This is a genomic window from Streptomyces sp. NBC_01474 (assembly GCF_035918215.1).
Taxonomy (GTDB): Bacteria; Actinomycetota; Actinomycetes; order Streptomycetales; family Streptomycetaceae; genus Streptomyces; species Streptomyces aureus.
Map to the genome: position 1 here is coordinate 10,102,113 of NZ_CP109449.1, position 23,596 is coordinate 10,125,708.

The 23,596-nt window shown below is 67.0% G+C and carries 17 protein-coding genes and 8 pseudogenes; 10 read left to right on the forward strand and 15 right to left on the reverse strand.

The genetic code is table 11. The annotated features are described in order from the left end of the window. Positions 1 to 26: 26 nt before the first annotated feature. Genes OG758_RS46365 through ppgK form a run of 3 tightly spaced genes read right to left on the reverse strand, consistent with a single transcriptional unit; the run spans position 27 to position 3,471 of the window. A complete protein-coding gene (locus tag OG758_RS46365) occupies positions 27 to 584 on the reverse strand; it encodes a transaldolase family protein (RefSeq protein WP_326715428.1) in 558 nt (185 codons plus the stop codon). Continuing rightward, positions 581 to 2,647 carry a transketolase gene (gene tkt, locus OG758_RS46370; RefSeq protein ID WP_326715429.1) on the reverse strand — a complete coding sequence of 689 codons (2,067 nt, stop codon included), beginning with the start codon at positions 2,645 to 2,647 and terminating at the stop codon, positions 581 to 583. Before tkt ends, OG758_RS46365 begins: the two co-directional genes overlap by 4 nt. Before the next feature lie 50 nt (positions 2,648 to 2,697). After that, the gene (gene ppgK, locus OG758_RS46375) at positions 2,698 to 3,471 is read right to left on the reverse strand and encodes a polyphosphate--glucose phosphotransferase (protein WP_326715430.1); all 774 of its coding nucleotides are present in this window, start codon (positions 3,469 to 3,471) and stop codon (positions 2,698 to 2,700) included. Positions 3,472 to 3,833: 362 nt separating this feature from the next. Here ppgK and OG758_RS46380 point away from each other — a divergent pair, with 362 nt between their 5' ends. From OG758_RS46380 to OG758_RS46395, 4 genes are all read left to right on the forward strand, one after another. After that, complete coding sequence (locus OG758_RS46380) at positions 3,834 to 4,637, forward strand: Cof-type HAD-IIB family hydrolase (RefSeq protein ID WP_326715431.1); 804 nt, start codon at positions 3,834 to 3,836, stop codon at positions 4,635 to 4,637. Between the two features lie 708 nt (positions 4,638 to 5,345). Continuing rightward, entirely contained in the window at positions 5,346 to 5,570 is a 225-nt protein-coding gene (locus OG758_RS46385) for a ferredoxin (protein ID WP_326715432.1), read from the forward strand. Beyond that, a complete protein-coding gene (locus OG758_RS46390; RefSeq protein ID WP_326715433.1) occupies positions 5,570 to 6,964 on the forward strand; it encodes an NAD(P)/FAD-dependent oxidoreductase in 1,395 nt (464 codons plus the stop codon). Before OG758_RS46385 ends, OG758_RS46390 begins: the two co-directional genes overlap by 1 nt. Before the next feature lie 24 nt (positions 6,965 to 6,988). Continuing rightward, complete coding sequence (locus OG758_RS46395; protein ID WP_326715434.1) at positions 6,989 to 8,203, forward strand: cytochrome P450; 1,215 nt, start codon at positions 6,989 to 6,991, stop codon at positions 8,201 to 8,203. Positions 8,204 to 8,353: 150 nt separating this feature from the next. On the opposite strand, the pseudogene OG758_RS46400 reads toward OG758_RS46395, so the two are convergent. After that, a pseudogene (locus tag OG758_RS46400) lies at positions 8,354 to 8,894 on the reverse strand (transposase); the annotation flags it as partial. A 366-nt stretch (positions 8,895 to 9,260) separates the two neighbouring features. Here OG758_RS46400 and OG758_RS46405 point away from each other — a divergent pair. Continuing rightward, positions 9,261 to 9,383 (forward strand): annotated as a pseudogene (locus OG758_RS46405) (PIN domain nuclease); the annotation flags it as partial. Between the two features lie 158 nt (positions 9,384 to 9,541). Here the strand turns inward: OG758_RS46405 and OG758_RS46410 are convergent. The 8 genes and pseudogenes from OG758_RS46410 to OG758_RS46445 form a co-directional block, all read right to left on the reverse strand. Beyond that, positions 9,542 to 9,757: pseudogene (locus OG758_RS46410) on the reverse strand (hypothetical protein); the annotation flags it as partial. A gap of 184 nt (positions 9,758 to 9,941) precedes the next feature. Continuing rightward, on the reverse strand, positions 9,942 to 10,952 hold the full coding sequence (locus tag OG758_RS46415) for a hydroxyacid dehydrogenase (protein ID WP_442810398.1): 1,011 nt from the start codon (positions 10,950 to 10,952) through the stop codon (positions 9,942 to 9,944). A 22-nt stretch (positions 10,953 to 10,974) separates the two neighbouring features. Continuing rightward, positions 10,975 to 11,793, reverse strand: a complete 819-nt coding sequence (locus OG758_RS46420) for a carbohydrate ABC transporter permease (RefSeq protein WP_442810399.1) — start codon at positions 11,791 to 11,793, stop codon at positions 10,975 to 10,977. A gap of 131 nt (positions 11,794 to 11,924) precedes the next feature. Continuing rightward, positions 11,925 to 12,821: a carbohydrate ABC transporter permease gene (locus tag OG758_RS46425; RefSeq protein ID WP_326715435.1), complete on the reverse strand. Its 897-nt coding sequence runs from the start codon at positions 12,819 to 12,821 to the stop codon at positions 11,925 to 11,927. 100 nt (positions 12,822 to 12,921) lie between these two features. Continuing rightward, on the reverse strand, positions 12,922 to 14,232 hold the full coding sequence (locus tag OG758_RS46430) for an ABC transporter substrate-binding protein (RefSeq protein ID WP_326715436.1): 1,311 nt from the start codon (positions 14,230 to 14,232) through the stop codon (positions 12,922 to 12,924). 114 nt (positions 14,233 to 14,346) lie between these two features. Beyond that, a complete protein-coding gene (locus OG758_RS46435) occupies positions 14,347 to 15,438 on the reverse strand; it encodes a LacI family DNA-binding transcriptional regulator (RefSeq protein WP_326715437.1) in 1,092 nt (363 codons plus the stop codon). Between the two features lie 120 nt (positions 15,439 to 15,558). After that, positions 15,559 to 17,580, reverse strand: a complete 2,022-nt coding sequence (locus OG758_RS46440; RefSeq protein WP_326715438.1) for an outer membrane protein assembly factor BamB family protein — start codon at positions 17,578 to 17,580, stop codon at positions 15,559 to 15,561. A 34-nt stretch (positions 17,581 to 17,614) separates the two neighbouring features. Beyond that, positions 17,615 to 18,457 (reverse strand): heparin lyase I family protein, encoded by an 843-nt coding sequence (locus OG758_RS46445; RefSeq protein WP_326715439.1) that lies wholly within the window; start codon positions 18,455 to 18,457, stop codon positions 17,615 to 17,617. Between the two features lie 536 nt (positions 18,458 to 18,993). Between OG758_RS46445 and OG758_RS46450 the strand changes: the two are divergent. From OG758_RS46450 to OG758_RS46460, 4 pseudogenes are all read left to right on the forward strand, one after another. Continuing rightward, positions 18,994 to 19,110: pseudogene (locus OG758_RS46450) on the forward strand (IS5/IS1182 family transposase); the annotation flags it as partial. Positions 19,111 to 19,127: 17 nt separating this feature from the next. After that, positions 19,128 to 19,312, forward strand: a pseudogene (locus OG758_RS49260) (IS21 family transposase); the annotation flags it as partial. Between the two features lie 13 nt (positions 19,313 to 19,325). Then, a pseudogene (locus OG758_RS46455) lies at positions 19,326 to 19,583 on the forward strand (transposase); the annotation flags it as partial. 78 nt (positions 19,584 to 19,661) lie between these two features. After that, positions 19,662 to 21,109: pseudogene (locus tag OG758_RS46460) on the forward strand (dihydrolipoyl dehydrogenase family protein). A gap of 102 nt (positions 21,110 to 21,211) precedes the next feature. Here the strand turns inward: OG758_RS46460 and OG758_RS46465 are convergent. Then, positions 21,212 to 21,415 carry an IS3 family transposase gene (locus tag OG758_RS46465; RefSeq protein ID WP_326715440.1) on the reverse strand — a complete coding sequence of 68 codons (204 nt, stop codon included), beginning with the start codon at positions 21,413 to 21,415 and terminating at the stop codon, positions 21,212 to 21,214. A gap of 184 nt (positions 21,416 to 21,599) precedes the next feature. On the opposite strand from OG758_RS46465, the gene OG758_RS46470 reads away from it, so the two are divergent. Beyond that, complete coding sequence (locus tag OG758_RS46470) at positions 21,600 to 22,046, forward strand: ISL3 family transposase (RefSeq protein ID WP_442810440.1); 447 nt, start codon at positions 21,600 to 21,602, stop codon at positions 22,044 to 22,046. Positions 22,047 to 22,090: 44 nt separating this feature from the next. Here the strand turns inward: OG758_RS46470 and OG758_RS46475 are convergent. Together OG758_RS46475 and OG758_RS46480 are read right to left on the reverse strand one after the other, a co-directional pair. After that, a pseudogene (locus OG758_RS46475) lies at positions 22,091 to 22,313 on the reverse strand (transposase); the annotation flags it as partial. Between the two features lie 56 nt (positions 22,314 to 22,369). Next, a complete protein-coding gene (locus OG758_RS46480; RefSeq protein WP_326715442.1) occupies positions 22,370 to 23,542 on the reverse strand; it encodes a M20/M25/M40 family metallo-hydrolase in 1,173 nt (390 codons plus the stop codon). Positions 23,543 to 23,596 lie beyond the last annotated feature (54 nt).

A 23,596-nucleotide genomic window follows, 5' to 3' on the forward strand; every position in this document is an offset into this window, starting at 1 on the left:
CGTTCGTCGACGAGTCGTGGTCGAGCTCAGGTTCGGTCACGTTCTCGAGCTCGGGATGATCGCGACAGCAAGCACCTTGCCGAGCTCGACGCCCCACTGGTCACGTTCACCGGAACGCCCGAGGCGATGACCTCCTCGATCGCCGGCAGCCCCTCGGGCGTGCCGGGGATCTTGAGGAAGAGGTTGCGCCGGTCGACCCTGGCGTACAGCGCCTTGGCGGCCGCCACCGTTCGCTGCGTGTCGTAGGCGAGCAGCGGCGAGACCTCCAGCGAGACCCAGCCGTCGACGCCGTCGGTGCGTTCGTGGATGGGCAGGAACAGGTCGGCGGCCCGCTGCAGGTCCTCGATGGCCAGCTCGAAGAACAGCTCCTCGCCCTTGGGTCCGCGCGCCGCCTTCGCGCGGATCGCGTCGTCGTAGTCACCGGAGCCGATCACCTTGTCGAAGATCGAGGGGTTGGAGGTGAGTCCTGTCACCGAGTACTGGTCGATGTAGTGCTGGATCTGGCCCGTATCGAGCATCGAATAGGTGATGTTGTCCAGCCAGTTGCTCTGGCCCTGCTCATGAAGCGCCTGGGTTACGTTCACGCCTGCTCCCTACTGGCGGCCACGCACTCGCGGACAACCTGGGTGACCTTCTCGGGAGTGAAGCCGAATTTGGGCAGCAGCATCTTGAGCGGCGCCGATGCCCCGAACGTGTACATGCCCACGACCGCGCCACCGTCGCCGACGTAACGGTCCCAGCCGAGGGTCGCAGCCTGCTCGATGGCGACCCGGGCCCTGACCCTGGGCGGGATGACCGAGTCGCGGTATTCCTTGGGCTGGCGGTCGAACAATTCCCAGCAGGGCATGCTAACCACGCGGGCCGCGAGGCCCTCGGCGGCGAGCTCGTCACGGGCCGCGAGCGCGAGTTGCACCTCCGACCCGGTGGCGAGCAGGATGACGTCGGGCTTGCCGTCCGCCGCGTCGACCAGAACATAGGCTCCCCTGGCCACCCCGGTTGCGGCCCCCATCTCGGAGCGGTCGAGGGTCGGCAGTGCCTGACGGGAAAGGACCAGCACCGCCGGCTCGTGTCTGAGCGCGGCGACGATCCGCCAAGTCTCGACGACCTCGTTCGCGTCGGCAGGGCGGAACACCAGCAGCCCCGGCATCGCGCGCAGCGACGCGAGCTGCTCGACTGGCTGGTGGGTGGGACCGTCCTCGCCGACCCCGATCGAGTCGTGGGTGAAGATGTGCACGACCGGGATCTCCATCAGCGCTGAAAGCCGGATCGCGCCGCGCGCGTAGTCCGAGAAGATCAGGAACCCCGACCAGTACGGGCGCAGCTTGGTCAGTGCCATCCCGTTCGTGATCGCGGTGGCGGCATGCTCGCGGATCCCGAAGTGGAGGTTGCGCCCCGAGCGGTCATCGGCCTGGAAGTCGCCGGCGCCGGGGAACGCGAGGTTGGTCTTGGTCGACGGCGAAAGGTCCGCCGACCCGCCAAGCACCCACGGCACGGCTTGGGCAAGCGCATTGAGCACCTGGCCGCTGGAGTCACGGCTTGCGATGCCCTTGGAGTCGGCGGGGAAGGTCGGCAGCGCCGACTCCCAGTCCTCCGGCAGGTCACGCCGCTGGATGCGCCCCAGCTCGTCGGCGAGCTCGGGATGGGTGGTTGAGTAAGCCTCGATTCGAGCCTCCCAGCTCGTCCGGGCTTCGCGACCGCGGGCGCCGACGCCTGCGGCGAAGTGCTCGTAGATGCCGTCGGGAACGAAGAAGTCCTTGTCTTCCGGCATCCCGAGGAATCGCTTGGTTGACTTGACGCCCTCCATGCCGAACGGCGCGCCGTGCGCCTTCGGGGTGTCCTCGACCGGTGACCCGTAGCCGATGTGGCTGTGCACCACGATGAGCGTCGGGCGCTCATTCTCGGACTTGAAGGTGTGCAGTGCGCGGGCCACGGAGTCGAGGTCGTTGGCGTCGGCCACGGTGGTGACGTTCCAGCCGTAGCCGATGAACCGGGCCGCCACATCCTCGGTGAACGCGATGTCGGTGTGGCCCTCGATCGTCACCCGGTTGGAGTCGTAGATCCAGCAAACGTTCGACAGCCTCTGGTGAGCCGCGAGCGAGGCAGCCTCCGAGGAGATCCCCTCCATCATGCAGCCGTCGCCGGCCATCGCGTACACGTCGAAGTCGAAGACGGTGAAGTCGTCGCGGTTGTACCGGGCGGCGAGCCACTGCCCGGCGATCGCCATCCCGACCGAGGTCGCAACGCCCTGGCCGAGCGGGCCGGTCGTGGTCTCCACGCCGCTGGTCCACCGGTACTCCGGGTGCCCGGGGCAGCGCGAGCCGAGCTGGCGGAACGTCCTGAGGTCGTCGAGGGTCACGGCGTGTCGGCCGAGGATCTCGTAGTCGGGGTCGACAGCCTGCACGCCGGCGAGGTGGAGCAGCGACCAGAGCAACGCGGAGGCGTGTCCTTCCGACAGCACGAAGCGGTCGCGGTTGGGCCAGATCGGGTCGGTCGGGTCGAAGCGCAGGAAGCGTTGCCAGAGTGTGTACGCGACCGGGGCGATTCCCATCGGTGTCCCCGGATGGCCGGAGTTGGCCGCCTGGATGGCGTCCATGCACAGAGTGCGGATCGTGTTGACGGAAAGTGTTTCCAGGTCGTTGTTGCTCAATGCGAGCCTCCCTGAAGGTGCTGCACCTGCGCCATATCGAGCGCGGCAGACTAGGTTTGAGCTTTCCCGGCAGGGGCGAAGAGCGCCGCGCCGACAATGCCCGCATCGTTCAACAGCTGCGCCGGCACGATCTCGGTCCTGAGCTCGATGTACGGCAGGAACTTGGCGGCCTTCTTGCTGACGCCACCGCCGATGACAATCAGGTCGGGCCACAACAGCCGCTGGACGAGCTCGAGGTACCTCTCCAGACGGTGCGCCCATTTCTTCCAGGACAGGTCGTCGTGCTCGCGCACCGACTCCGCGGCCCAGTCCTCGGCATCCCCGTGGTGCAGCGGCAGGTGCCCCAGCTCGCTGTTGGGCACCAGGAACCCGTCGGAGAAGACGGCGCTGCCGATACCGGTGCCGAGCGTCACCATCACGACGACGCCCTTGCGTCCCTTGCCGGCGCCGAAGCGCATCTCGGCGATCCCGGCCGCGTCGGCGTCGTTCACCACCCTCACGTCGCGGCCGGTCGCTCGTGCGAAGAGCTGGGCCGCGTCCGTCTCCATCCAGGCCGGGTCGATATTGGACGTTGTCTGGACTTTGCCGCCCCGGATGACTGCCGGGAGCGTCAGCCCGACCGGTCCTGGGACGCTGATCTGGGAGAGCACCTGCACGACCACGTCCGCGACTGCCCCCGGGGTCGCCGGATGCGGGGTCGGGATCCGGACCCGCTCACCAATGAGGCTGCCGAGCTCCAGGTCGACCGGCGCTCCCTTGATACCGGTCCCGCCGATGTCGACCCCCAGCACGTGGGCCGTCTTGTCCGGACTTGCCTGCGCCACTGCCCGCTCCCCTCAGGGGGCTGGCCCAAAATGTGTTGTGAATTCTGGACGTCAGGCCCCGCATGAGCTTCGCCATATAATTCTCAACGCTCGCACATGTCCCTTATGTTCGCCACATCACTCTTATAGGGTTATGCCGAAGCTCGAGGGGTACATCTAAACATTGCGCCCCCTCAATGGCATTGACCTTCCCCTTTCTGTTCGAGAGGAACGCGACTGGGACTCGTGCCGGCCGCGACGGTATCTTTCAGCAACTTTCGGAAATCAAGCCGACCGGGAACCCGTCCCACAGGTCCCCCGCATCCATGAGCCGTTGCCTCTCCCCACCCGGACCGGCCACGACCAGAGCTTACGGAGGCGTGATGCCAACCCGCTCGATCCGCCTGCTTCTTGCCGACGTCGACGGCACTCTGGTCACGAGCGACAAGGCCCTCACCGACCGCGCCGTCCGTGCGGTCCACAAGCTCTACGACGCCGGCGTCCTCTTCGCGGTGACGAGCGGGAGACCGCCCCGTGGCATGTCCATGCTCATCGAGCCCCTGGCACTGGCCACTGAACTCGCCGCCTTCAATGGCGGTCTCATCGTCAACCCGGATTTGACCGTGGTCGAGCAGCAGGTCATTCCCGCGGAGGTGGTGGCCCCGGTCGTCGCGCTGATGGAGTCGTTCGGCCTCAGCGTCTGGATCTACCGGGGTGCCGACTGGTACGTCCGCGACGTGAAGGGGCCGCACGTGGATCGCGAGAGCTGGACGGTGCAGTTCGCGCCCACGCTCGTTCCCGGCTTCGACGGGCTCGAGCAGGACACCGCCAAGGTCGTCGGGGTCAGCGATGACCACCAGGTCGTCGAGGCGGCCGCGGTCGCAGCTCGCGCGCAGTTCGGCGAGCATGTCTCGGCCGCGCGCTCGCAGCCCTACTACCTCGATGTGACCCATCCGCAGGCCAACAAAGGGGGTGTCGTCAAGTACTGGTCCGCCAAGCTCCAGATTCCCCCCGAACAGATCGCCACGATCGGCGACATGCCCAACGACGTACTGATGTTCGCCCACTCGGGACTGTCCATCGCGATGGGCAACGCCAGTCACGAGGTCCAGCGCGCGGCGAGGCGGGTTACAACGAGCAACGAGGAGGAGGGCTTCGCGAACGCGGTCGAGCAGTTCATCCTGTGACCCGCGTCACCGCATGCCCGGGCCTGACGCCCTGAGTCTGAGACCTGGCCTGGTCAAGGATGGCGGGCCATGAGGACGTCGCCACGGTACTTGGCGGGCAGCCGCAGCTGCTGCTCCCCGGCGAGCCGGGCATCCGGGTCCGGGTGGCTGTAGCGAGCATTGTCTGCGACAGGCCAGTACCGAGGTGGTATCGGCGGCGGGGTGTACCAGGTGCGTTCGAAGTTCTCTCCCAATCCCGGCGTATGCCAGTACGTGCTCGGCGCTGACCCGCCACGGTGTGAACGACAGAGCGTCCCGCCGCACGGCCTCGCGCGAATCATGTCGGATACGTCAGAGGCCGCCGGGAGTGCTTACCGAAGCGCGGTGGACAGCCCGTTCGGCACCCTATTACCCCAGTTCAGAGGCACATTTCTCCTATTCGGTTCAGCCCCCAGACGCCGGAGTTGCCGCCGCCCGCACGTCCCTTTCCCGGGGTGCAGCCGGCGTGTGTGCGGGATACACTTTTGACTGCAAGGTCAGGTTCTCCGAGCGGTTTTGTAGACGCCCGTTCTTTCTGCGGAGACCTTGACGTGCGTGGTGGTCCCCCTTTCGTATGCGCAGGGGTGAGCAACAGCCGAATCCCCTCTTCGAAGGTGTGCCTCACGCTTCGGGCGCCGTACGGTGCTGCCTCAGGGCCCGCAGTTTTGCAGTCCTGAAACGGAGTTCGGGATGAAAGTTGTCGTTGATCTTTCCCGATGTCAGGGATATGCGCAGTGTGCGTTCCTTGCTCCGGACGCTTTCCGGATGCACGGCGAGGAAGCGCTGATGTACAACCCGAAGCCCGACGACGTCCAGCGCGAACAGGTTCTGCGCGCGGCGGCGGCCTGCCCGCTCCAGGCCATTCTGGTCGACCAACTGGAGGGGCAGGATGCACCGGTGGAGGCGTCGCCGTGATGAGCAGCTCCGACACCTTGCAAGCGTTCAGGCGCGACGGCCGCATCGTGATCGTCGGGGCGTCACTGGCGGGACTGCGGGCCGCGGAGGCTCTGCGCGAGGAGGGTTTCACCGGAACGCTGACCATGATCGGTGACGAGCTGGGCGAACCCTACGACCGGCCCCCGCTGTCCAAGCAGGTACTGACCGGGTGGGTGCCGGCCGGGAACACCACGCTGCCTCGACGCCGTGACATCGATGCGCAGTGGCTGCTGGGCGTACCCGCCGACGGGCTGGACCTGGCCACCAACCACGTACACCTCGCCGACGGACGCGAGGTCCCCTTCGACCGGGTACTGATCTCCACCGGGGTGCGGGCCCGTCCTTGGTTCGTGGAGAGCGAGGCAGCGCTCGATGGAGTGTTCGTCGTACGTACTCGCGAGCATGCCGAAGGTCTGCAGCGAGCCCTCGCCGCCGGGCCCTCCCGTGTACTGGTCATCGGTGCGGGATTCACCGGCTCCGAGATCGCCTCCATTTGCCGCGAGCGGGACATCCCGGTGACCGTCGCCGAACTCGCGCCGGCCCCGCTGGTCGGGGCGCTCGGCGCCATGATCGGCGAGGTGGCGGCGGACATGCAGCGCGCCCATGGTGTCGACCTGCGGTGCGGTGTCAAGGTCACCCGGCTGGAGGGCGACGCGCAGGGGCGGCTTCGCCGTGCCCACTTTGACGACGGCAGCACGCTCGACGCCGACGTGGCGGTGGTGGCACTCGGCGGTATCCGCAACACCGAGTGGCTGCGTGGCTCGGGACTGGCGGCAGGCCCATGGGGCATCGCCTGCGACACCGGCTGCCGCGCCCTCGACCTCAACGGCCTGATCACCGACGACATCTTCGTCGCCGGAGACGTGGCACGCTGCCCGAACCCGATCTATGAATACCGGCTCATCTCACTGGAACACTGGGCCAACGCCGTGGAGCAAGCCAAAGTCGCGGCGCACAACATGCTCAGCGCCCAGGCGGACCGCTGGCCCCATCTGTCCATCCCGACGTTCTGGTCGATCCAGTTCGGCGTCAACATCAAGACCGTCGGTGTACCGACCTACGCCGACGAGGTCGTCGTCACCCAGGGATCCGTGCCCGACCACCGCTTCGTCGCCACATACGGCTACCAGGGCCGCGTCACCGCGGCCGTCAGCTTCAACAACGCCAAGTGGCTCGACCACTACCGGCAGCTGATCGAGACGGCCGCGCCCTTCCCGCCCCCCTGCCCCACGCCCGACCAGCCCGCCGACGCGAAACCGGTGCCCGTCGACTTCCCCGGCCCCACCCTGCTCGCCCAGGGCGCCACCGTGGTTGTCACCGGCCACGACCCAGGAGAGCGGCGCGTCACCGCTGCGTGGCAGCACCACCGGTAGGAAGGAAGCAGGAGGAAAAGCGACATGACCGCGACCCAGACGCCCGACACCCTGCACCGGATCCTCGATTACTCCTCCCGCGCCGACCCCTACCCGCTCTACGCAGAGCTGCGCAAGACACCGGTGGCCCTGCAGGAGGACGGCAGCTACGTCATCAGTACCTACCGCGAACTCAGCGGCATCCTGCACGACCCGCACCTGAGCTCCGACGTCCGCAATCTGACGCATCCGATGCCCGCGATGCAGGAACGCGCCACGCCGTCGTTCATCAACCTCGACCCGCCCGAGCACGACCGTCTGCGGCGCCTGGCGATGCGTCACTTCGGCCCCCCGCACACCCCGGGCCTCGTGACCGGCATGGAACCCGACCTGACGGCCATCGTCTCAGGTCTGATCGACGACTTCGCGGGCAAGGAGCGGATCGACATCGTCGACGACTTCGCCTACCCGTTCCCCGTCACCGTGATCTGCCACCTGCTCGGCGTGCCACGCGAGGACGAACCACGGTTCCACCTGTGGGTGAACGCCATCGTCGACTCGCTCGACTACAACCCCAAGACCGACCCGAAGGAGAAACTCGACAACGGCGTACAGGCCACCAAAGACCTTCGCGAGTACCTCGGCGGACTGCTGGAACAACGCCACGGCCGGCCCGGCGACGACCTCCTGACACGGATGGCCAACGACGACGGACCCGACGGACGCATGACCGACGACGAGATCATCAGCACAGCCAACCTGCTGCTCATCGCCGGCCACGAGACCACCGTCAACCTCATCACCAACGGCATGCTCACCCTGCTGCGCCACCCGCAGATACTGCAGCGGCTGCGCGACGAACCGGGCCTGATCGTGCCGCTCGTCGAGGAACTGCTGCGCTACGAGCCCCCCGTGCACATCATTCCCTGGCGAGCGGCATACAGCGACATCACCGTCGCCGACACCGTCATCCCCAAGGGCTCGCAGATCATGCTCATGCTCGCCTCAGGCAGCCGCGACCCGGACCGCTTCCACGACCCCGACCACTTCAATCCCGACCGACAGGACAACCAGCACCTGGGCTTCGGCAGCGGCATCCACCTGTGCTTCGGCGGCCCGATGGCTCGACTGGAGACCCAAACCGCACTGACCGCGCTCGTACGCCGCCTGGAACGACCGACACTGGTCACCGACCCACCGCCCTACCGGCCCAGCCCCATCCTGCGAGGCCCCATCCACCTGCACATAGAACAAAGCTAGCCTCGCCATTTCGGTTGGGGCGATGACGCGTGGTTGAGGGGTAACTGTCGGGTGGTCGACGCGATTTCGGTGTTCAGACATGGCGAAGACCCGGCGCGAGGCCGGGTTCTCCGGGGTCTTTCGGGTCGTGGGCGGTCAGGGGTTTGCGGGTCAGCCGGCGGGACGGGGCAGTGCGGCGAGGCGGTGGAAGGCCGTGGCCAGTTCGTTTCTCCAGGGCCAGGTCGCCGATATCCGCAAGCGCAGGCGTCGGCCGCCGTGAGTGAGGCGTGCGGCGACGTGCAGCAGCCGGTAGCGGAGCTTCATCGGCTCGGCCGTGGCCGGCTCCACGTCCAGCAGTAGGACGCGCTTCCAGGCCAGCAGGTCGATCGCCGTGAGGCTGAGTTCGAGCCAGACGGCGTTGACGGCGAAGTGGCGGGAGGGAAAGCGGCCGAAGCCGGTGGTCTTGCCGCACCTGGTGTGGTCGTCGACGGTGGCATGCCCGCGGTGGCGGACCTCCAGGAACTGGGCGGATCCGCCCCTGGAGTAAGAGGTGTCGGTGACGAATACCTGGTGTCGCAGGCCCTCGTCCTGGTCGAACAGGGACAGTTGGGCTCCGGGGAGCGGCCGCTCGCGGCGCACGATGATGCGAGTGGGCCGGGTAGCCGGCTAGATCGACCATGCCGGTCAGCTCGGCGACCTCGGCGCTATCACGCGGCGTCCCGTCCTGGTCGGGGGTCCGGTACCAGGCCCCGGGAGACGGTTGGCCGGTGCGTGTCATTGGCGTCCGTTGCGATCGGCGCCGCTTGGGCGGCCGGAGTGCCGAGAAACAGAGAGCCCAGCAGGGCAGCCGCGCCGGCAATCCCGGCACACCGCCGTGGTGATGTCACTACAACGCCTGGTGATCGTCTCTGGGACGCCGTCACCGTGTGGGGTGGCACGGGAAGAGGGGCCGTGCGGACCAGCCCCGGAAGGACGGATGACGACGTGCGGAAGATGACTCAAACCACTTGGGAGAGCGAGAGGGAGTGACGACGCGGGCGATGTGCCCGAATGGGTGTGCGCCGCGCCCCAATGGGCGATGACCGCCGCGCGTGTGTACGGATGGGACCAGGCCGCCGCGGCAGGACTCATCGCAATGTGCTCGATCACCGAGCTGGAGTTCTTCCACAGCGCCCGCCGTAGGAGACCACTGGCGCACGGACGCGGCGCTCGGGGTGCCGGAGTGACGGAGTGCCGGAGTGACGCAAACGGCCACCGCCCGATCCCGGGATCTGGGACCAGACGGTGACCGTGCCGCACTCACTCCATGCTGAGGGGGCAACATGCTGTGGGTTGCCTTACCGCTCTTCCTTCGGCGGCTTACCGCGCCCAATCGTCATGGACCAGTGCACCGCTGAGGGCGCGGTGACGGTAACCGTGCCATCCTTGTCCGCCACTACGGCCCGCCAGGAAGGCGTCTGTGAAGACAGCGGGGTTCTCGGAGGTTTCCACCTTGAAGCCGTGCTCCTCGCCCAGCTCGCGCAGAGCGGCCCTCCCAGCCAGGATGGAGTCGTGGCGGTAGCCCGTGGTGCGGGTGTAGACGAGAACGTCCGATAGGTGGCCGGTTTAGGGCATGCTGGCACTCCGGGTATCTGGCACGCATGACGGTTGCGGTGATCGGCACCGCCCTGTGTCGGGGGCGATTTCCCGCCGGTGACAGGCACATGTGGAGAGTCGCCGACTCAAAGAGCTTGGGGCAGCTCGGCAGCTGCCCGGGTGCTCAGGCCGAAGTGGTCAGGTCCGCGCGGGTCACGGGATGGTTGAACTCCCGCCCGGCGCAGTAGCGTTCGATCTCGTTCAGGGCGCTGTGGGTGATGCGCTCGAGCTCGCCGCCGAGCGAGCCGGCGATGTGCGGGGTGAGGAGCACGTTGGGCAGCGAGTACAGCGGTGATGTCTCCGGCAGCACCTCGGGATCGGTGACGTCGAGGACGGCGTGGATGCGTCCTGACGAGGTCTCGGCGGTCAGGGCATGGGTGTCGATGAGCGAGCCCCGCCCGGTGTTGATGAGTGTGGCGCCGTCCCGCAGGAGCGACAGTCTGCGGGCATCCATCAGGTGGTAGGTCTCGGGCAGAGCGGGGGCGTGCAGCGAGACGACGTCGCAGACAGCGAGCATCTCCTCGAGGTCGACGAGTCGGGCCCCCAATGACAGGGCCGTCGCCTCGTCGATGTGGGGATCCGTCACCAGGACGTCGAAGTCGTAGGGACGCAGCAACTCCAGCACCCTGCGCCCCACCAGGGATGCGCCCACGACGCCTACCGTCCTGCGGTAATTGCCGAGGCCGGGAAAGTGCACCGCCCAGTCCAGGGCGGCTCGATGTTCGCGGTAGAGACCACCGATCTCCAGCACTCGCTTGTTTGCGAAGAGGACGGCGGCGATCGTGTACTCGGCGACAGGTACGGCGTTGGCAGCGGCCGCGGTGGAGACGAGCAGTCCGCGGTCCCAACACGCCTGCGTCACATGGTGTTTGACGCTGCCCGCAGAGTGCACGACCGCTCTCAGGTGCGGCATGCGGGCCAGCACGACGTCGTCGAGCGGGGGGCATCCCCAGGACGTGATCAGGAGTTCGACGGTCGCTAGGTCCGGAACTTGGTCGAAGTCTTCGGCAACGAGCCGCGGATCGATGTCGACGTGATGGGTCAGCCTCTGCATGGCGGGTGGCGGGAACAGGGCATCGCGATGTGGGCGGCCCATGGCGAACAAGGCGCGTGGGCGGGACTGAGTGCGTGGCATGGGGATCCTCATGACGGGCGTCCTACTTGACCGCGCCGGCTGTCATGCCGGACTTCCAGTGCCGCTGGAGCATCAGGAAGAGGACGACCAGTGGAACGACGGACACCAGCGATCCGACGACGGCCAGGAGGTAGTCCTGCGGGTGTCCTTGCGAGAGTGCGGATGAGTACCAGACGTACAACCCGAGGTTGACCGGGTAGAGGTTCTTGTCGGAGAGCATCACCAAAGGCAGGAAGAAGCTGTTCCAGATCTGCGTGAACTGGAAGAGGAAGATGGTCACGAAGGCGGGTGCCAACATGGGGAAGGCGATGCGGCAGAAGGCCTTGAACTCGCCGGCGCCGTCCATCCGGGCAGCCTCCAGGACCTCGTCGGGTACATAGGCCGCGCTGAACACCCGGGCCAGGTAGACCCCGAACGGGAACACTAGGCCGGGGACGAACACGGCCCAGAAGGTGTTCACCAGACCGGCCTTGGCAGCTATCAGGTACAGCGGAATCGCCATGGCCGTGCCGGGGACCATGACGCCCAGCAGAACGAAGGAGAAGAGCTTCTCCTTGACAGGGAAGGCGAGTTTGTCGAACGCGTACCCGGCGGCCACGCTGAACACCGTGGCCAGCAGCGCGCCGACACCCGCATACAGGACCGTATTGGCCATCCAGCGCAGGTAGATGCCGTTGTCTACCTTGAACAGGTAGCCGAGGTTGTCGAAGAGTGCGAAGTCTTTGCCCGGTGCGAAACCGTTCGTGGCGAAGAGGTCCCTGCGGCTCTTGGTGGATGACAGGACCAGCCAGAGCATCGGCAGGAGTGTGTAGAGCGTGGCCAGGCCCAGCATCGCGGTCACGCCGGTCTTGGACAGCAGGGCGGAGGAACTATTTCGTGGGCTCCGCGGACTGGGCCTGGTCGGCCTGCTTCCCCTTTGCCGGTCCGGGGCCACCGCGGTGGGCGCCGGGACACTGAGTGTCGGTGTTTTGGTCACGACTGGCTCCTGCTGCGCGAAATGCGGGTGACGACGAATGACAGCACCGCAGCGAACAGCGCGATGAGCAGCGAGGCCGCTGCTGCCAGACCGAAGTCGTTGTGGGTGAAGGCGGCGGCCTGGACGTACATGTTGGGCGTCCAGCTGCTGCCGATCGAGCTGGAGGCGCTGTAGATGACCTTCGGCTCCGTGAAGAGCTGGACCGACCCGATGACGGTGAACAGTACAGACAGTGCGATGGCCGGACGGATCATCGGCACCTTGATCGACAGAGCGGTACGGATGCCGCCCGCCCCGTCGATCTTCGCCGCGTCGAGGGTCTCTCCCGGCACCGCCTGAAGCGCGGCGTAGAAGATGACCATGTTGTAACCGATCCACTCCCAGACGGCGATGTTCGCGGCAGAGAACACCGCGTTGTCCGCCGAAAGGAAACTGATGTCGAGGCCGCCGGAGCTGAGGAAGTCGATCACCGGGCTCAGCCCCGGCGTGTACAGGTAGACCCAGATGAGCGCCGCGATCAGGCCGGGCACCGCGTGCGGGAGGAACAGGGCCAGCTGGAAGAAGGCCCGTGCCTTGACCAGCGCCGAGTCGAGCAGCAGGGCCAGGACGAGCGCGCCGCCGATCATCACCGGGATATAGACCGCGACGTACGCGGCGATGGTGATGAAGCCGTCGCGGAACGCCGGATCCGACAACGCGCGCACGTAGTTGTCCAGGCCGGCGAAGACCTCTTCGGTACCGCCGAAGCCAAGGCCGGAAGTGCGGGTGGTGAACAGGCTCATCCAGCCCGCGTAGATCAACGGAGCGAGGGTGACAGCGCTGAAAAGGACGAAGAACGGTGCCAGGAGCAGCGCGGCGGCGCGGCGCTGGGCACGGGCTGACAGGCTTGCCATACCGGCCTTCCTCAATGAGAACGGGAAAGGGCGTGGGTGAGCCGGATTCCGGCCCCACACGGCGGGGCGGGAATCTTGCTCAGGAAGAGGGGTTCGCGCCCTACGGGGCGAGCTTCATACCGCGGTGCTCGATGTCTCTGACTGTGGCCTTCTGTGCACCTGTGAGGACGTCGACGAGCTTCACGTTGCCCTCGGCGACCTTCGGAAGCTGGTCGACGATGGCCGTGTTCGTGGTTCCCATGACGGGGCCCCACGTCCAGCCCGGCACGACCGCGTCATAGGACTTGCTGCCCACGGCGTACACGTCCTGGTCACCGAAGTAGTCAGTGGGGAAGGCGGCCTTGGTGACCGGCACCAGCCCAGGGTCGGCCGGGAACATGCTGCTCGTGCCGGAGGAGACCCACGCCTTCATTCCCGCGGGGTCGGTGGTGATCCACTTGATGAACTCCGCGGCGGCTCCGCTGTTCTTGGCGCCCTTCGGGACGACGAAGGACGAACCGCCGTACATCGCGGAGGCCGGCTTGCCGTCCCAGGTCGGGACCGGAGCCACCGACCACTTGCCTTTCTGGTCGGCGACGGTCGCCTGCTGCGCTCCCGCACACCAACTCGCACAGACGTAGGCGACGGTCCGGTTCTGCTGGACGCTCGTCCAGAACGGGTCGAGCGAGCTCAGCGAGCTGACGAGGTCCTTCCGGGCGAGGTCGCCCCAGAAGTCGGCCACCTTCCGGGAGGGATCGTCATCGAGCGATACCTTCCAGGCGTCCTTCTGCGTGGAGAACCACTGCGCTCCGGCCTGCCAGGTGAGGGCGCTCAGGAGTCCCGGGTTGTCTGTGTACAGGACACCGCCGCGGGCTTTCGGGTCGGCCTTCTTCACCTGCTCGGTCATGTTCCGGTACTCGTCCCACGTCTTGGGGACGTCGATCTTGTTCGTCTTGAAGACGTCGTTGCGGTAGTACAGCATCAGCGGTGCGGCGTCGCGGGGAACACCCCACGTCCGGCCCCCCAGCTGGACCAACTTCCTTACCGACTCCGGAAAGTGCTTGTTCACCAGCGGACCGAGCGTTTCGTCAAGACTCTCCAGCTTGCCCTGAGTGGCGAACTCCGGAAGCTGCGGGTATTCGACCACCGCGACGTCGGGGACGGTACCGGCTTTCACGGCGTTCGCGAGCTTGGAGTAGTACTCCTGGCCCGACGGAACCGACTCGAAGTTCACCTTTATGCCGGGATGGGTCCGGTTGAAGGCCTCGGCCACAGTGTCGGAGCCCTTGACGAAGGACCAGAAGGTGACCTCACCGGTCTTCTTCTCCGCCGCGGACCCCCCGTTGTCTGTGTCCGAGCCGCCACATCCCGTGGCTACCAGGCCGAGTGCCGCGACGGCAAAGACCATCGCTGTCAGACGTCTACGAAGCATGATGTGCCACCGATCGTTCGCTTGGGTGTCACCGCAATCATTCGTTACATACGACAGCGAGTCAATGGGATTTGCTTTCGTTCGTTAGAAACGAAGCAACATGGCATCACATGATCAAGCGTCGTCCCGACGACCGGCGCCACAGGACGCGCGCACCCGCAGTTCAGGGCGCAGCAGGATCTCTGCCAGCGGCATGGAGGGATCTGACAGCCGGCGTACCGCCAGGTCCAGGGCCCACGCCCCCACCGCCTGCTTGGGGGGTGCCACCGCGGTGAGGGGGACCTCGCTCAGCTCGGCGACCTCGTCGTCGTAGGTGACGAGGGCCATATCCTCCGGCACACGCAGTCCCCGTGCGCGCAGGATGCCGACGAGGGCGATGGCGTCGATGTCGTTGTGCACCAGCGCCGCCTGGACCTCACCGGCTTCCACGGCTTGGACCACCTCTTCGAAACGCGTGTCGGCCGGAGCCGCATCATCTGAGGTGTTGATGCGGTACTCCGGCCCCGGCGTAAGGCCCAGGGCCTCCACGGCTTCGGCATATCCGGCGCTGAGGAGAGCGGTGTTCGGGCTCTCGACCCTGGCGACCAGGGCCACCTTTTCGTGCCCCAGCCCAGCGAGGTGACGCACCGCCAGCGCCGCACCGTAGGCATGGTCGGAAGCCACCTGCTCCAGCGGGCCGGCCCGTAGCCCCGCCCGGCGCTCCACCAGGACGGCGGGTACCTCGAGGCTGCTCAACCACTGCTCGGCCTTCTCCAGAGGGCGCAGGCCCGGGTGCAGCATCAACAGCAGGCTGTCGATGCCGCCGGCCATGAGGTGGCGGACCTGCTCCTGGTTCTCCGCCAGGGACTCCCCGGACACGGCCAGCACGACGCGGACGCCGAGGGAGCGGGCCGCGTCCTGAACGCCGCGGATCACCTCAGCGTAGTAGTAGCCGCCAGGAGGAACCACCAACCCGACGACGTACCGCTCCCTCACGACCGGCGGGGCGGGCAGAGGGGTCTCGACTGCGGCGACGTCGGCCGCTGGGGGCAGGGCCCTCGCACCGCCGTGTACTCGAGTGAGCAGTCCTTGGCTGGCCAACTCCCGTACGTCCTGGCGCAAGGTGACGGCGGAGACGCCCACCTCCGCCGCCAGTTCCTTCACTGTGATCGAGCCCTCGCGCTCCACCGCATGCAGGATCGCTTGCCGCCGCTCGTCAGCCAACACCTTCGGTCCCCTCTCAGTAACGAGTGAGTCATCCTCCTTCACTCGATAACCGAAAGATATCAATCAAAGGTCAACCTCGGCTTGGATCACGGGTTTCATGAGGGGACAGCGGCAGGTGGTTCAGTGCGACGGCCTGTCGTCGACTTCGACGAGATTGTGGGCGCGGAGCGTGTACAGCCGCCCTCCGTGGACGTTGACGTGCGGGCCGCTGTACCAAGCACCGTTGATACCGGCAACGACGGCACTGACGGCGAACGTCTTCGGGTGGAAGCGGAAGAGCGTGGTGTCCGAGACGCCGTAGACCACGCCACGGTTGACGACCATGGCGGCGAAGCCCCTGGAGACGCTGCTCACATCGGCGGTGTGCACCACCTTCCGCGTCTTCACATCGATGACGAACAACTTGCCCGCCGTAGTGAGTCCATAGAGGTTCCGGCCTTGCACCGCCAAGGCCGCCACCCCCGCGGTCTGCTGCGGATCGACGCGCCACTTCTCCATGCCGGTGACCGGATCGAGAGCGACGATCGTGGCACGGGGCCCCTCCTTGGAGGCGTTGTCCCCGCCCAGGTAGGCAACGCCGGACCGGTTGACCACGGCCCGGACAAGCTGGACGCCGTCGATCGGATTGGCGTAGGAAGCCGACTTCCCGGTCTTCGGGGAGTACGTCCACAAGGCGCCGCCGCCCTCGGTGTCGGACTGCACACCGACGAGGAGCAGCTTGTTGTCCGGGTCCCACGACGTGTCCAGCGGCCGGTTCTGTTCATGGGGGAAGTGCGCGACCTGCTTCGGTTGCTGTCGCTGGGCAGGGTCGTACTTCCAGATGCCCTGCGCGTTGTACTGGCCGGTGTACAGGATGCCTTCTATCACTTCGGCGTCCTTGGCCTCGCCGGGTGCCTGGAGGTTGACGACCTCGCCGGTCTTCAGATTGTGCCGGGCGATGGCGCCGTTGCCGCCGAGGTAGACGTACCCGCGGCCGGCGGCGATCCCCATGCCCGCCTGCGCCCCGGCGACCGCACCCGCGTCGTGCAGGTCGGTGACCACCGACGTACGGGCCGACACATCGATCTCAGCGACGAAACCGTAGCCCGAAACGACCGCCAGCTTCCCGTCGACATGGTCCACACCCCAGATCTCGCCGAGGTCGGGCCCGTCGAACTCCACCGCGGAGATCGTCTTGTCGGCCTTCGAGTAGGCCTTCACACCCGTGTCCGAGGCGAAATAGATGCGGTCTTCGTCCGCGGCGAAGGACTTGACCGTCGTGCCGTCCGTGGGCACCACGGTGTACGAGGAGAGGTCCTTCAGGTCCATCACGGCGAACTTCGCGGGATCGACCGAGCCCGAAGTCCCGACGACCAAGTTCCCGTCCATGACGGCGAGTTCGCGCAGACTGGGGTCCTTCTCCATCTCCTTGGGCACGACCGAGGCGAACGCGTGTGTCTCTCGGTCGAAGGCGAACAGAGACGCCTTGCTCGCGCCACCTCCGCCGGCGAGGACGCTGCCCGCCCCGAAGAAGACGGTGGTGTCGGAGGCTGCGACTGCCCTGGCCAGGGTCGCCTTCGGGTCGGGGGTGCCCCGGTCGGTGACGGTACCGGTGGCGGGGTCGTACTCCCACAGAACGGGCGCCTTCCCAGGCGCGCCGCCCACGGCGTAGACCATGCCGTCGGGGGCGACCGCCAGATCGCGGATGTCGCGGTCCTCGGTCCTGCCTATGGCCACGGCAGGCTTGTCCGGGGTCTTCAGATCCCATCGGAAGAGGTTCGGCTTGCCCTGATCGGATTTGACCAGGAAGCCGATGTAGAGATACCTGCCGGTGGGGTCCGCGGCGAGCGCCTGGATGGAGGGCTCGGGCCCCGCGTCGAAGTTGGTGTGCGACACCACCTTCCGGCTCGGGAGATGGAACCCGATCACGCTGGGCGGGTTCAGGTTGCGTGACCCTATGTAGACGGTGTCACCGACCAAGAGCCCGCTCATCAGCGAGAACTGGACCAGACCTGGTCCCAGATCGGTCACCACCGTCGTGGGCTTCGCAGCGTCCGCGGCATGAGCCTGGGAGGCAAGCAGGGGTTCGGTGACCGCTGCCAGTCCCAGCGCGCCACCGGCCTGGAGCAGCCTGCGCCTGCTCAGGGAAGAATGGTTGGTCATCATTACTCCTTGAAGTAGCGTCTGCGGGTTCGCGTCAGGACAGGTCGAAGATGCGGATGTCGTCGTGCTGAACGATCCGCGTGGATACGTCACCGTTCGCGATCGACTCCGAGGGGCGGTAGAGCCCCCACTTGATGTAGCCGTGCTCGGCAGGGTTCTCCGGCTGATAGGTGCGCACGTTGTTGTACGAGATAATCTGCGTGTAGTCCGCCTGCCCCGGGAGCTGCGCGGACACCTTGAAGTAGCCCGTCTCGTCGGTGGTCCAGCGCGCGTCCACGCGGAAGTTCATCCACTTGTTGATGTAGGGACGGAGATCCGGCACGACCGTCGTCTGCTTGTTCAGGTGCGGCGACCGGAACGCCACCTCATTGCGCTTCGTCATGAGGTAGAACGCCGGGACATTGCCGCCCGCGTACTTGCCCTGGAAGATGATGTCGCCCGACTCGCTGTCTCCCGGCTCGTACGGCTTCCAGTCCTTGAGGAGCACACTGAACTCGTAGCGCTGAACGTCGCCCACGTTGAACTGCCCTGCTTCAAGCAGGTCCGTCGCACTCTCGCTGCGCGGCGCGCCGTTGGACTCGTACGCCGGATCGCCCAGCGTCACCTTGTGCTGGACCGCGTACGAGCCCCCGTGCCCGGGCCTCACGACGGCGGAAGCGTCTGGCGCTGTGGCGTGGGTGGTGCTTAGGCCTTCCACTCCCGAGTTCAGGTTTCCGCTCTCGTAATCCACTCGGAGAGCTTCTTCGGCAGCCTGCGCGGTGCCCGACCTGACCTGCGAGGTCATTTCCGCGTCAGCCTCAGGGGCCTGTGACAGCAGGAAAGGAACCGCCAGCGCTCCAGCGCAGAGCGTCGTTGTAACCATGCGAAGCTTGATCATTTCAACCCTTCGACATCATCGAACTACAGGTGAAGTCGGTCGAGCAGGCTTTCTCCACGTCCGACTTGGGCTCCGCTGGGCACACGATTTCGGGCCGCGTCGGGCCAATGACGCGGGTAGCCCGCAGCACACGGCGAGAGAGGTGCCGACCGCCCCGCCACGAACAGAGTGCCCAGACGGCAGACGCCCAGCACAGCCACACGATGCAGATGTAACCCGCAAGGTTGAACGACATCACTTGAGCCGATGTGGGGGCGTCGTCGTCAGCTGCATGGTGACATAGCTTCGAACGATATCGAAAGACCTCTGCGGGAAGTTGGCGAGCCTAAGGTGTATGGGCACTACGTCCGCATTTCGTTGTATTTGGGTGTCCTAGACTCGTCGAATCCGAGTGTCGAGTGATCCTTTCGACACGACTGTTCGATGGGACGCGGTGTTGAATGATGCGATGCGACGCACAGTAGGTAGACGAGCGGGAGCCGTCGGCGAGAAGAAGGTGAACGCCTGGTGTCCCTTGGGCGCAGGCCTTCGCCCTGCTCCACTGGTTCCGCCGCCTAGGCATCCGCTGGGAGGTCCGCGCCGACATCCATCAGGCGTTCCTCGCACTCGGCTGCGCGATCATCTACTGGCGACGCCTCAAAGCGTCATTTTGATTGCAGTCCTAGGCGCCCGGCTCGAGGCCGCCTGCGCGAAAGCCGTCGCGGTCGGTGATCCGTCCTATCGCACTGTCGAGGGAATCTTGTCGCCGACACCGAGACGGAACCCGCTCCAGAGGCCAGTGGAGATGTCGGCGCCTCCGCGTTCCTGCACGGACCGCAGTCGCTGTTCGCTCTGACCGCTGCGGACCTCCTGTAGGGCGCCGACCACGACGAAAATCGCAGGCCCCGAGCGCCATATCGGGGTGGACGCCCTCGGCCTGCTCCTGGCCGTCTGAGTCACGGCAGTGAGCGTCTCCGACAACGTCGGCGGCATACACCTGATGTCTCACATCGCCACCACCAACCCCCGGGTGACCAAGGCGTGGGCAGACTCCGGCTACCGCACCAAAGCCATCGACCACGGCGCCACTCTCGGCATCGACATCGAGGTCGTCCAACGCAACCCCGGCGTCAAAGGGTTCAAAGTCGCCGGCCCGGACGAAGGGCTTTCGTTCAGCAACCCCCGCGGGTGAGCGATCCGCCGGGGAACGTGATGCGGTGGAAAAATGAATGAATCGCTAGAAAATCGCATAAATAGTACACATGACGTGGTCGTCCTGGGCGCAGGCCCGGTCGGACAGAACGTCGCCGACCGCGCCCGTGCCGCCGGCCTCAGCGTCGCCGTCGTGGAGCGTGAACTCGTTGGCGGTGAATGCTCCTACTGGGCATGTGTCCCCAGCAAAGCACTGCTGCGACCGGTAGTCGCCGTCGCCGACACTCAGCGGGTGGACGGCGCCCGGCAGGCCGTCACCGGCCGACTCGACACCGCCCAGGTCTTCGCCCGCCGCAACCGCTACGTCACCGATTGGGACGACACCGGACAGGCCGAGTGGGTCGAGTCCATCGGCGCCGACCTCTTCCGCGGCCACGGCCGGATCGACGGCCCCTGCCGGGTCACCGTCACCCGGGACGACGGCACATGCCACACCCTCATCGCCCGGCACGCCGTGGCCATCGCCACCGGCAGTCGCCCGGTGCTGCCCGACATCCCGGGCATCAACGAGGCCAGCCCCTGGACGAACCGGCACGGCACCGATTCCAGCACCGTCCCCGCCCGGCTCGTCATCGTCGGCGGCGGGGTCGGCGTCGAGATGGCAACCCTCTGGCAGGGCCTCGGCTCCCAGACCACCCTGCTCGCCCGCCGCTCCCTGCTGACCCGGATGGAACCCTTCGCGGGCGAGCTCATCGCACGCGGCCTGACCCAGGCGGGCGCGGACGTACGGATCGGAGTGCAGGTGACTGCCCTGCGCCGCCCCGACCCCGCCGGACCGGTCAGCCTCACCCTCGACGACGGCAGCGAGCTGGAGGCCGACGAAGTCATCTTCGCCACCGGCCGCGCACCCCACACCGACGACATCGGCCTGGACACAGTCGGCCTCACTCCGGGTTCCTGGCTGGACGTGGACACGACCTGCGTCGTCCGCGGCGTCGAAGGTGACTGGCTCTACGCCCTCGGCGACGTCAACCACCGAGCTCTCCTCACCCACCAGGGCAAGTACCAGGCCCGGACAGCCGGCGACGCGATCGGCGCACGTGCCGCGGGCCTCCCGCTGGATGACGCCCCCTGGGGCGACCACGCCACGACCGCCGACCAGCACGCCGTGCCGCAGGCCTTCTTCACCGACCCCGAGGCGGGCGCGGTGGGTCTGTCTGCCGAGGAAGCCGCCCGGGCAGGGCACCGTACCAAGGTCGTCGATCTCGATTTCAACGCCGCCCAGGGCGCCAACCTCTACGCCGACGGCTACCAGGGCCACGCCCGGATGGTGGTCGACCTCGACCGGGAGGTCCTTCTCGGGGTGACCTTCGTCGGCTACGGAATCACCGAGCTGCTGCACTCCGCGACGATCGCCATCGCCGGCGAGGTCCCGCTCAAGCGGCTGCGGCACGCGGTCGCCTGCTTCCCGACCTCAGTGAGATCTGGCTCTTCCTCCTCGCCGCCTACCACCGGAACTGAGCCGCCCCCGGGAAGGGCCGCTCCGAGCGGTCAGCCCACCGCATCGCCTCCGAGCGCCGGCAACCGCAGTGTGTCAATCCCCCGGGAACGTGGAGACTTCCTCTATGCGGCCAGCCCCACGGTGAGGCCGGTCCGGTGCTCGCGTTCGTAGTCGATCGGGCTCTTGAAGCCACAAATGCTGTGGAGCCGCCGGGCGTTGTAGAAGTCGGCGATCCAGGTGGCGATCTTGATGCGGGCCTCGGCCCGGGTTGCGAAGGTGTGCCGGTGGACGTACTCGACCTTGGGCGGCGTTTCTGACGCCTTCATTCCAGCGCAGATGCAGGTAGCCGGCATACGGGTCGAGGATGTGCACCCGCTGCAGGCTCCTGGCGACGATGTCGTCCGCGGAAGGGGCATTGACCAGTTTGCGGGCGGTGGCCTGGTGCAGTCCGAGTTTCCGACCGATCCCCGCCTTCGACATCCCCTGCTGCCACAGCTCGTGGGCAGCGGCATGCTGTTCACGGAGCCGAGTCACAATCTTCAGCTCCGTCTGCGGCTGGACTACCTGCGGTTCGTCGGGAGTGTCTCATGGATCATGACCCACCCCGAACACCTGCGGGACGAGGACGCCTGCAAGCTCCGCCGGCTGCGTGAACGCGATCCCGAACTGGACCGGCTCACCGGGCACGTCAGGAAGTTCGCCGTCATGATGACCGCACGCCACGGCGACCGCCTCGAGGACTGGATCACCGAGGTCGAACGAGACTCCTTGGCCCCACTCGCGCGCTTCGCCCACAACCTCCGCCGTGACTTCGACGCCGTCCGCAACGGCCTGTCCATGCCCCACAGTTCCGGCGCAGTCGAAGGCAACATCAACCGGCTGAAGATGCTGAAACGCCAAATGTTCGGCCGGGCCAGCCTCGATCTCCTTCGCAAACGCGTCCTGCTCGCGCGATGAGTCCAGCCCACCCGGATCACAAGATCGTCGACAGAACCCGGATTGACGTTGATGGCGTCAATGAAGACGACCGGGTAGACGCGGTCGAGCGGCCTTGACTCGGCCATCCCGCCATGCCGTCCATCACCTTGCCGGTGATCGCGGTGATGGTCGTCTTGGACACGTTCGCGCCGTAGACCTCGGCCAGATGCGCGGAGATCTCGCCGTGCGTGAGGCCCTTCGCGGACAGCGGGAGATCATCTCGTCTACGCCGGTCAGGTGCTGCCGCGATCATCAATTACACCGGAGACCGTACGGACCCGTAACCCGCACCCGCCCAGGGCTCACTCCTCCGGCAGGATCCCCAGCATCCGCCCGACCAGGGCCGCCCGCTCCGCCATGCAGCTCACGTCGACCCACTCGTGCTCAGCGTGCGGTCCGCCGCCCACGGCGCCGAGGCCGTCCAGGGTGGGGGTGCCCGCCGCCGCGCACAGGTTGCCGTCGGAGATGCCGCCCACCGCCGCCGAGCCGGGCCAGTCCAGGCCCAGGTCGTCGGCGCAGATACGGGCCGTCTCCAGCAGGTCCGTGGCTGAGGCCTCCTCCAGGGGCGGGCGGTTGGGGCCGCCCGTGATCTCGTACGGGAGCTGCGCCGTTGCGGCCACGAGACGGCGCAGCTCGGCGTCGATCTCTTTCTGGGCCACGACATCGGGGACGCGGACGTCGACGGTGACGTACGCGCGGTCGGGAACGGTGTTCTGTGTCGTGCCCGCGTGGGCCATCGTCGGTGTGACGGTGATCCGGTCGTCGTCCGCGGCGAGGGACTCCAGCGCGACGACGATCCGGGCGAGGTCGGTCAGGGCGTTGCGGCCCTTCCCGGGCTCCAGGCCCGCGTGCGCGGCGACACCCTCAACGCGGATGTCGTAGAACGACCAGCCCTTGCGGGCGTGCTTCAGCGCGCCGTCGTCCGCCGCGCCCTCCAGCACCAGCGCCGCACGGGACTTGCGCGCCCACTCGGTCACGACGCGGCCGCCGGCCGGGGAGCCGATCTCCTCGTCGGCGGTCACCAGGAACGCGACGGGGGAGTCCTCGCCGGACATCTCGCGCAGCCGCGCCACCCCGTACAGGCCCTGGATCAGGCCGGCCTTCATGTCGAAGACGCCGGGGCCCGTCGCCCGGGCGCCGTCCACCCGGAACGGGCGGCGCTGCAGTGTATTGAGCGGCCACACCGTGTCGAAGTGCCCCACCAGCAGTACGGGTCGCGCGTCGGCCGGGCCCAAGCGCCACAGCAGCCCGCCGGGGCGCCCGTCGGTGGGGTCGTCCGGCAGGACCGAGGGGGCGGTGCCGAGGAGACGGGTGCCGATCTCGGCCAGGACGTCACGGCACGCACGCAGGGCATCCCCGTCCGAGGACGGCGACTCGGCGGCCACCAGCCGTTCCAGATCCGCGATCATGGACGGGGTCTCGGCGGTGAGCCGGTGGAGCAGATCACGCGGATCGAGAGCATGGGGTGCGGGCACGGCGGGACTCCTTTGGCGCGGCTTCCGTGGGGATACGCCTCTGCATGATTGCCC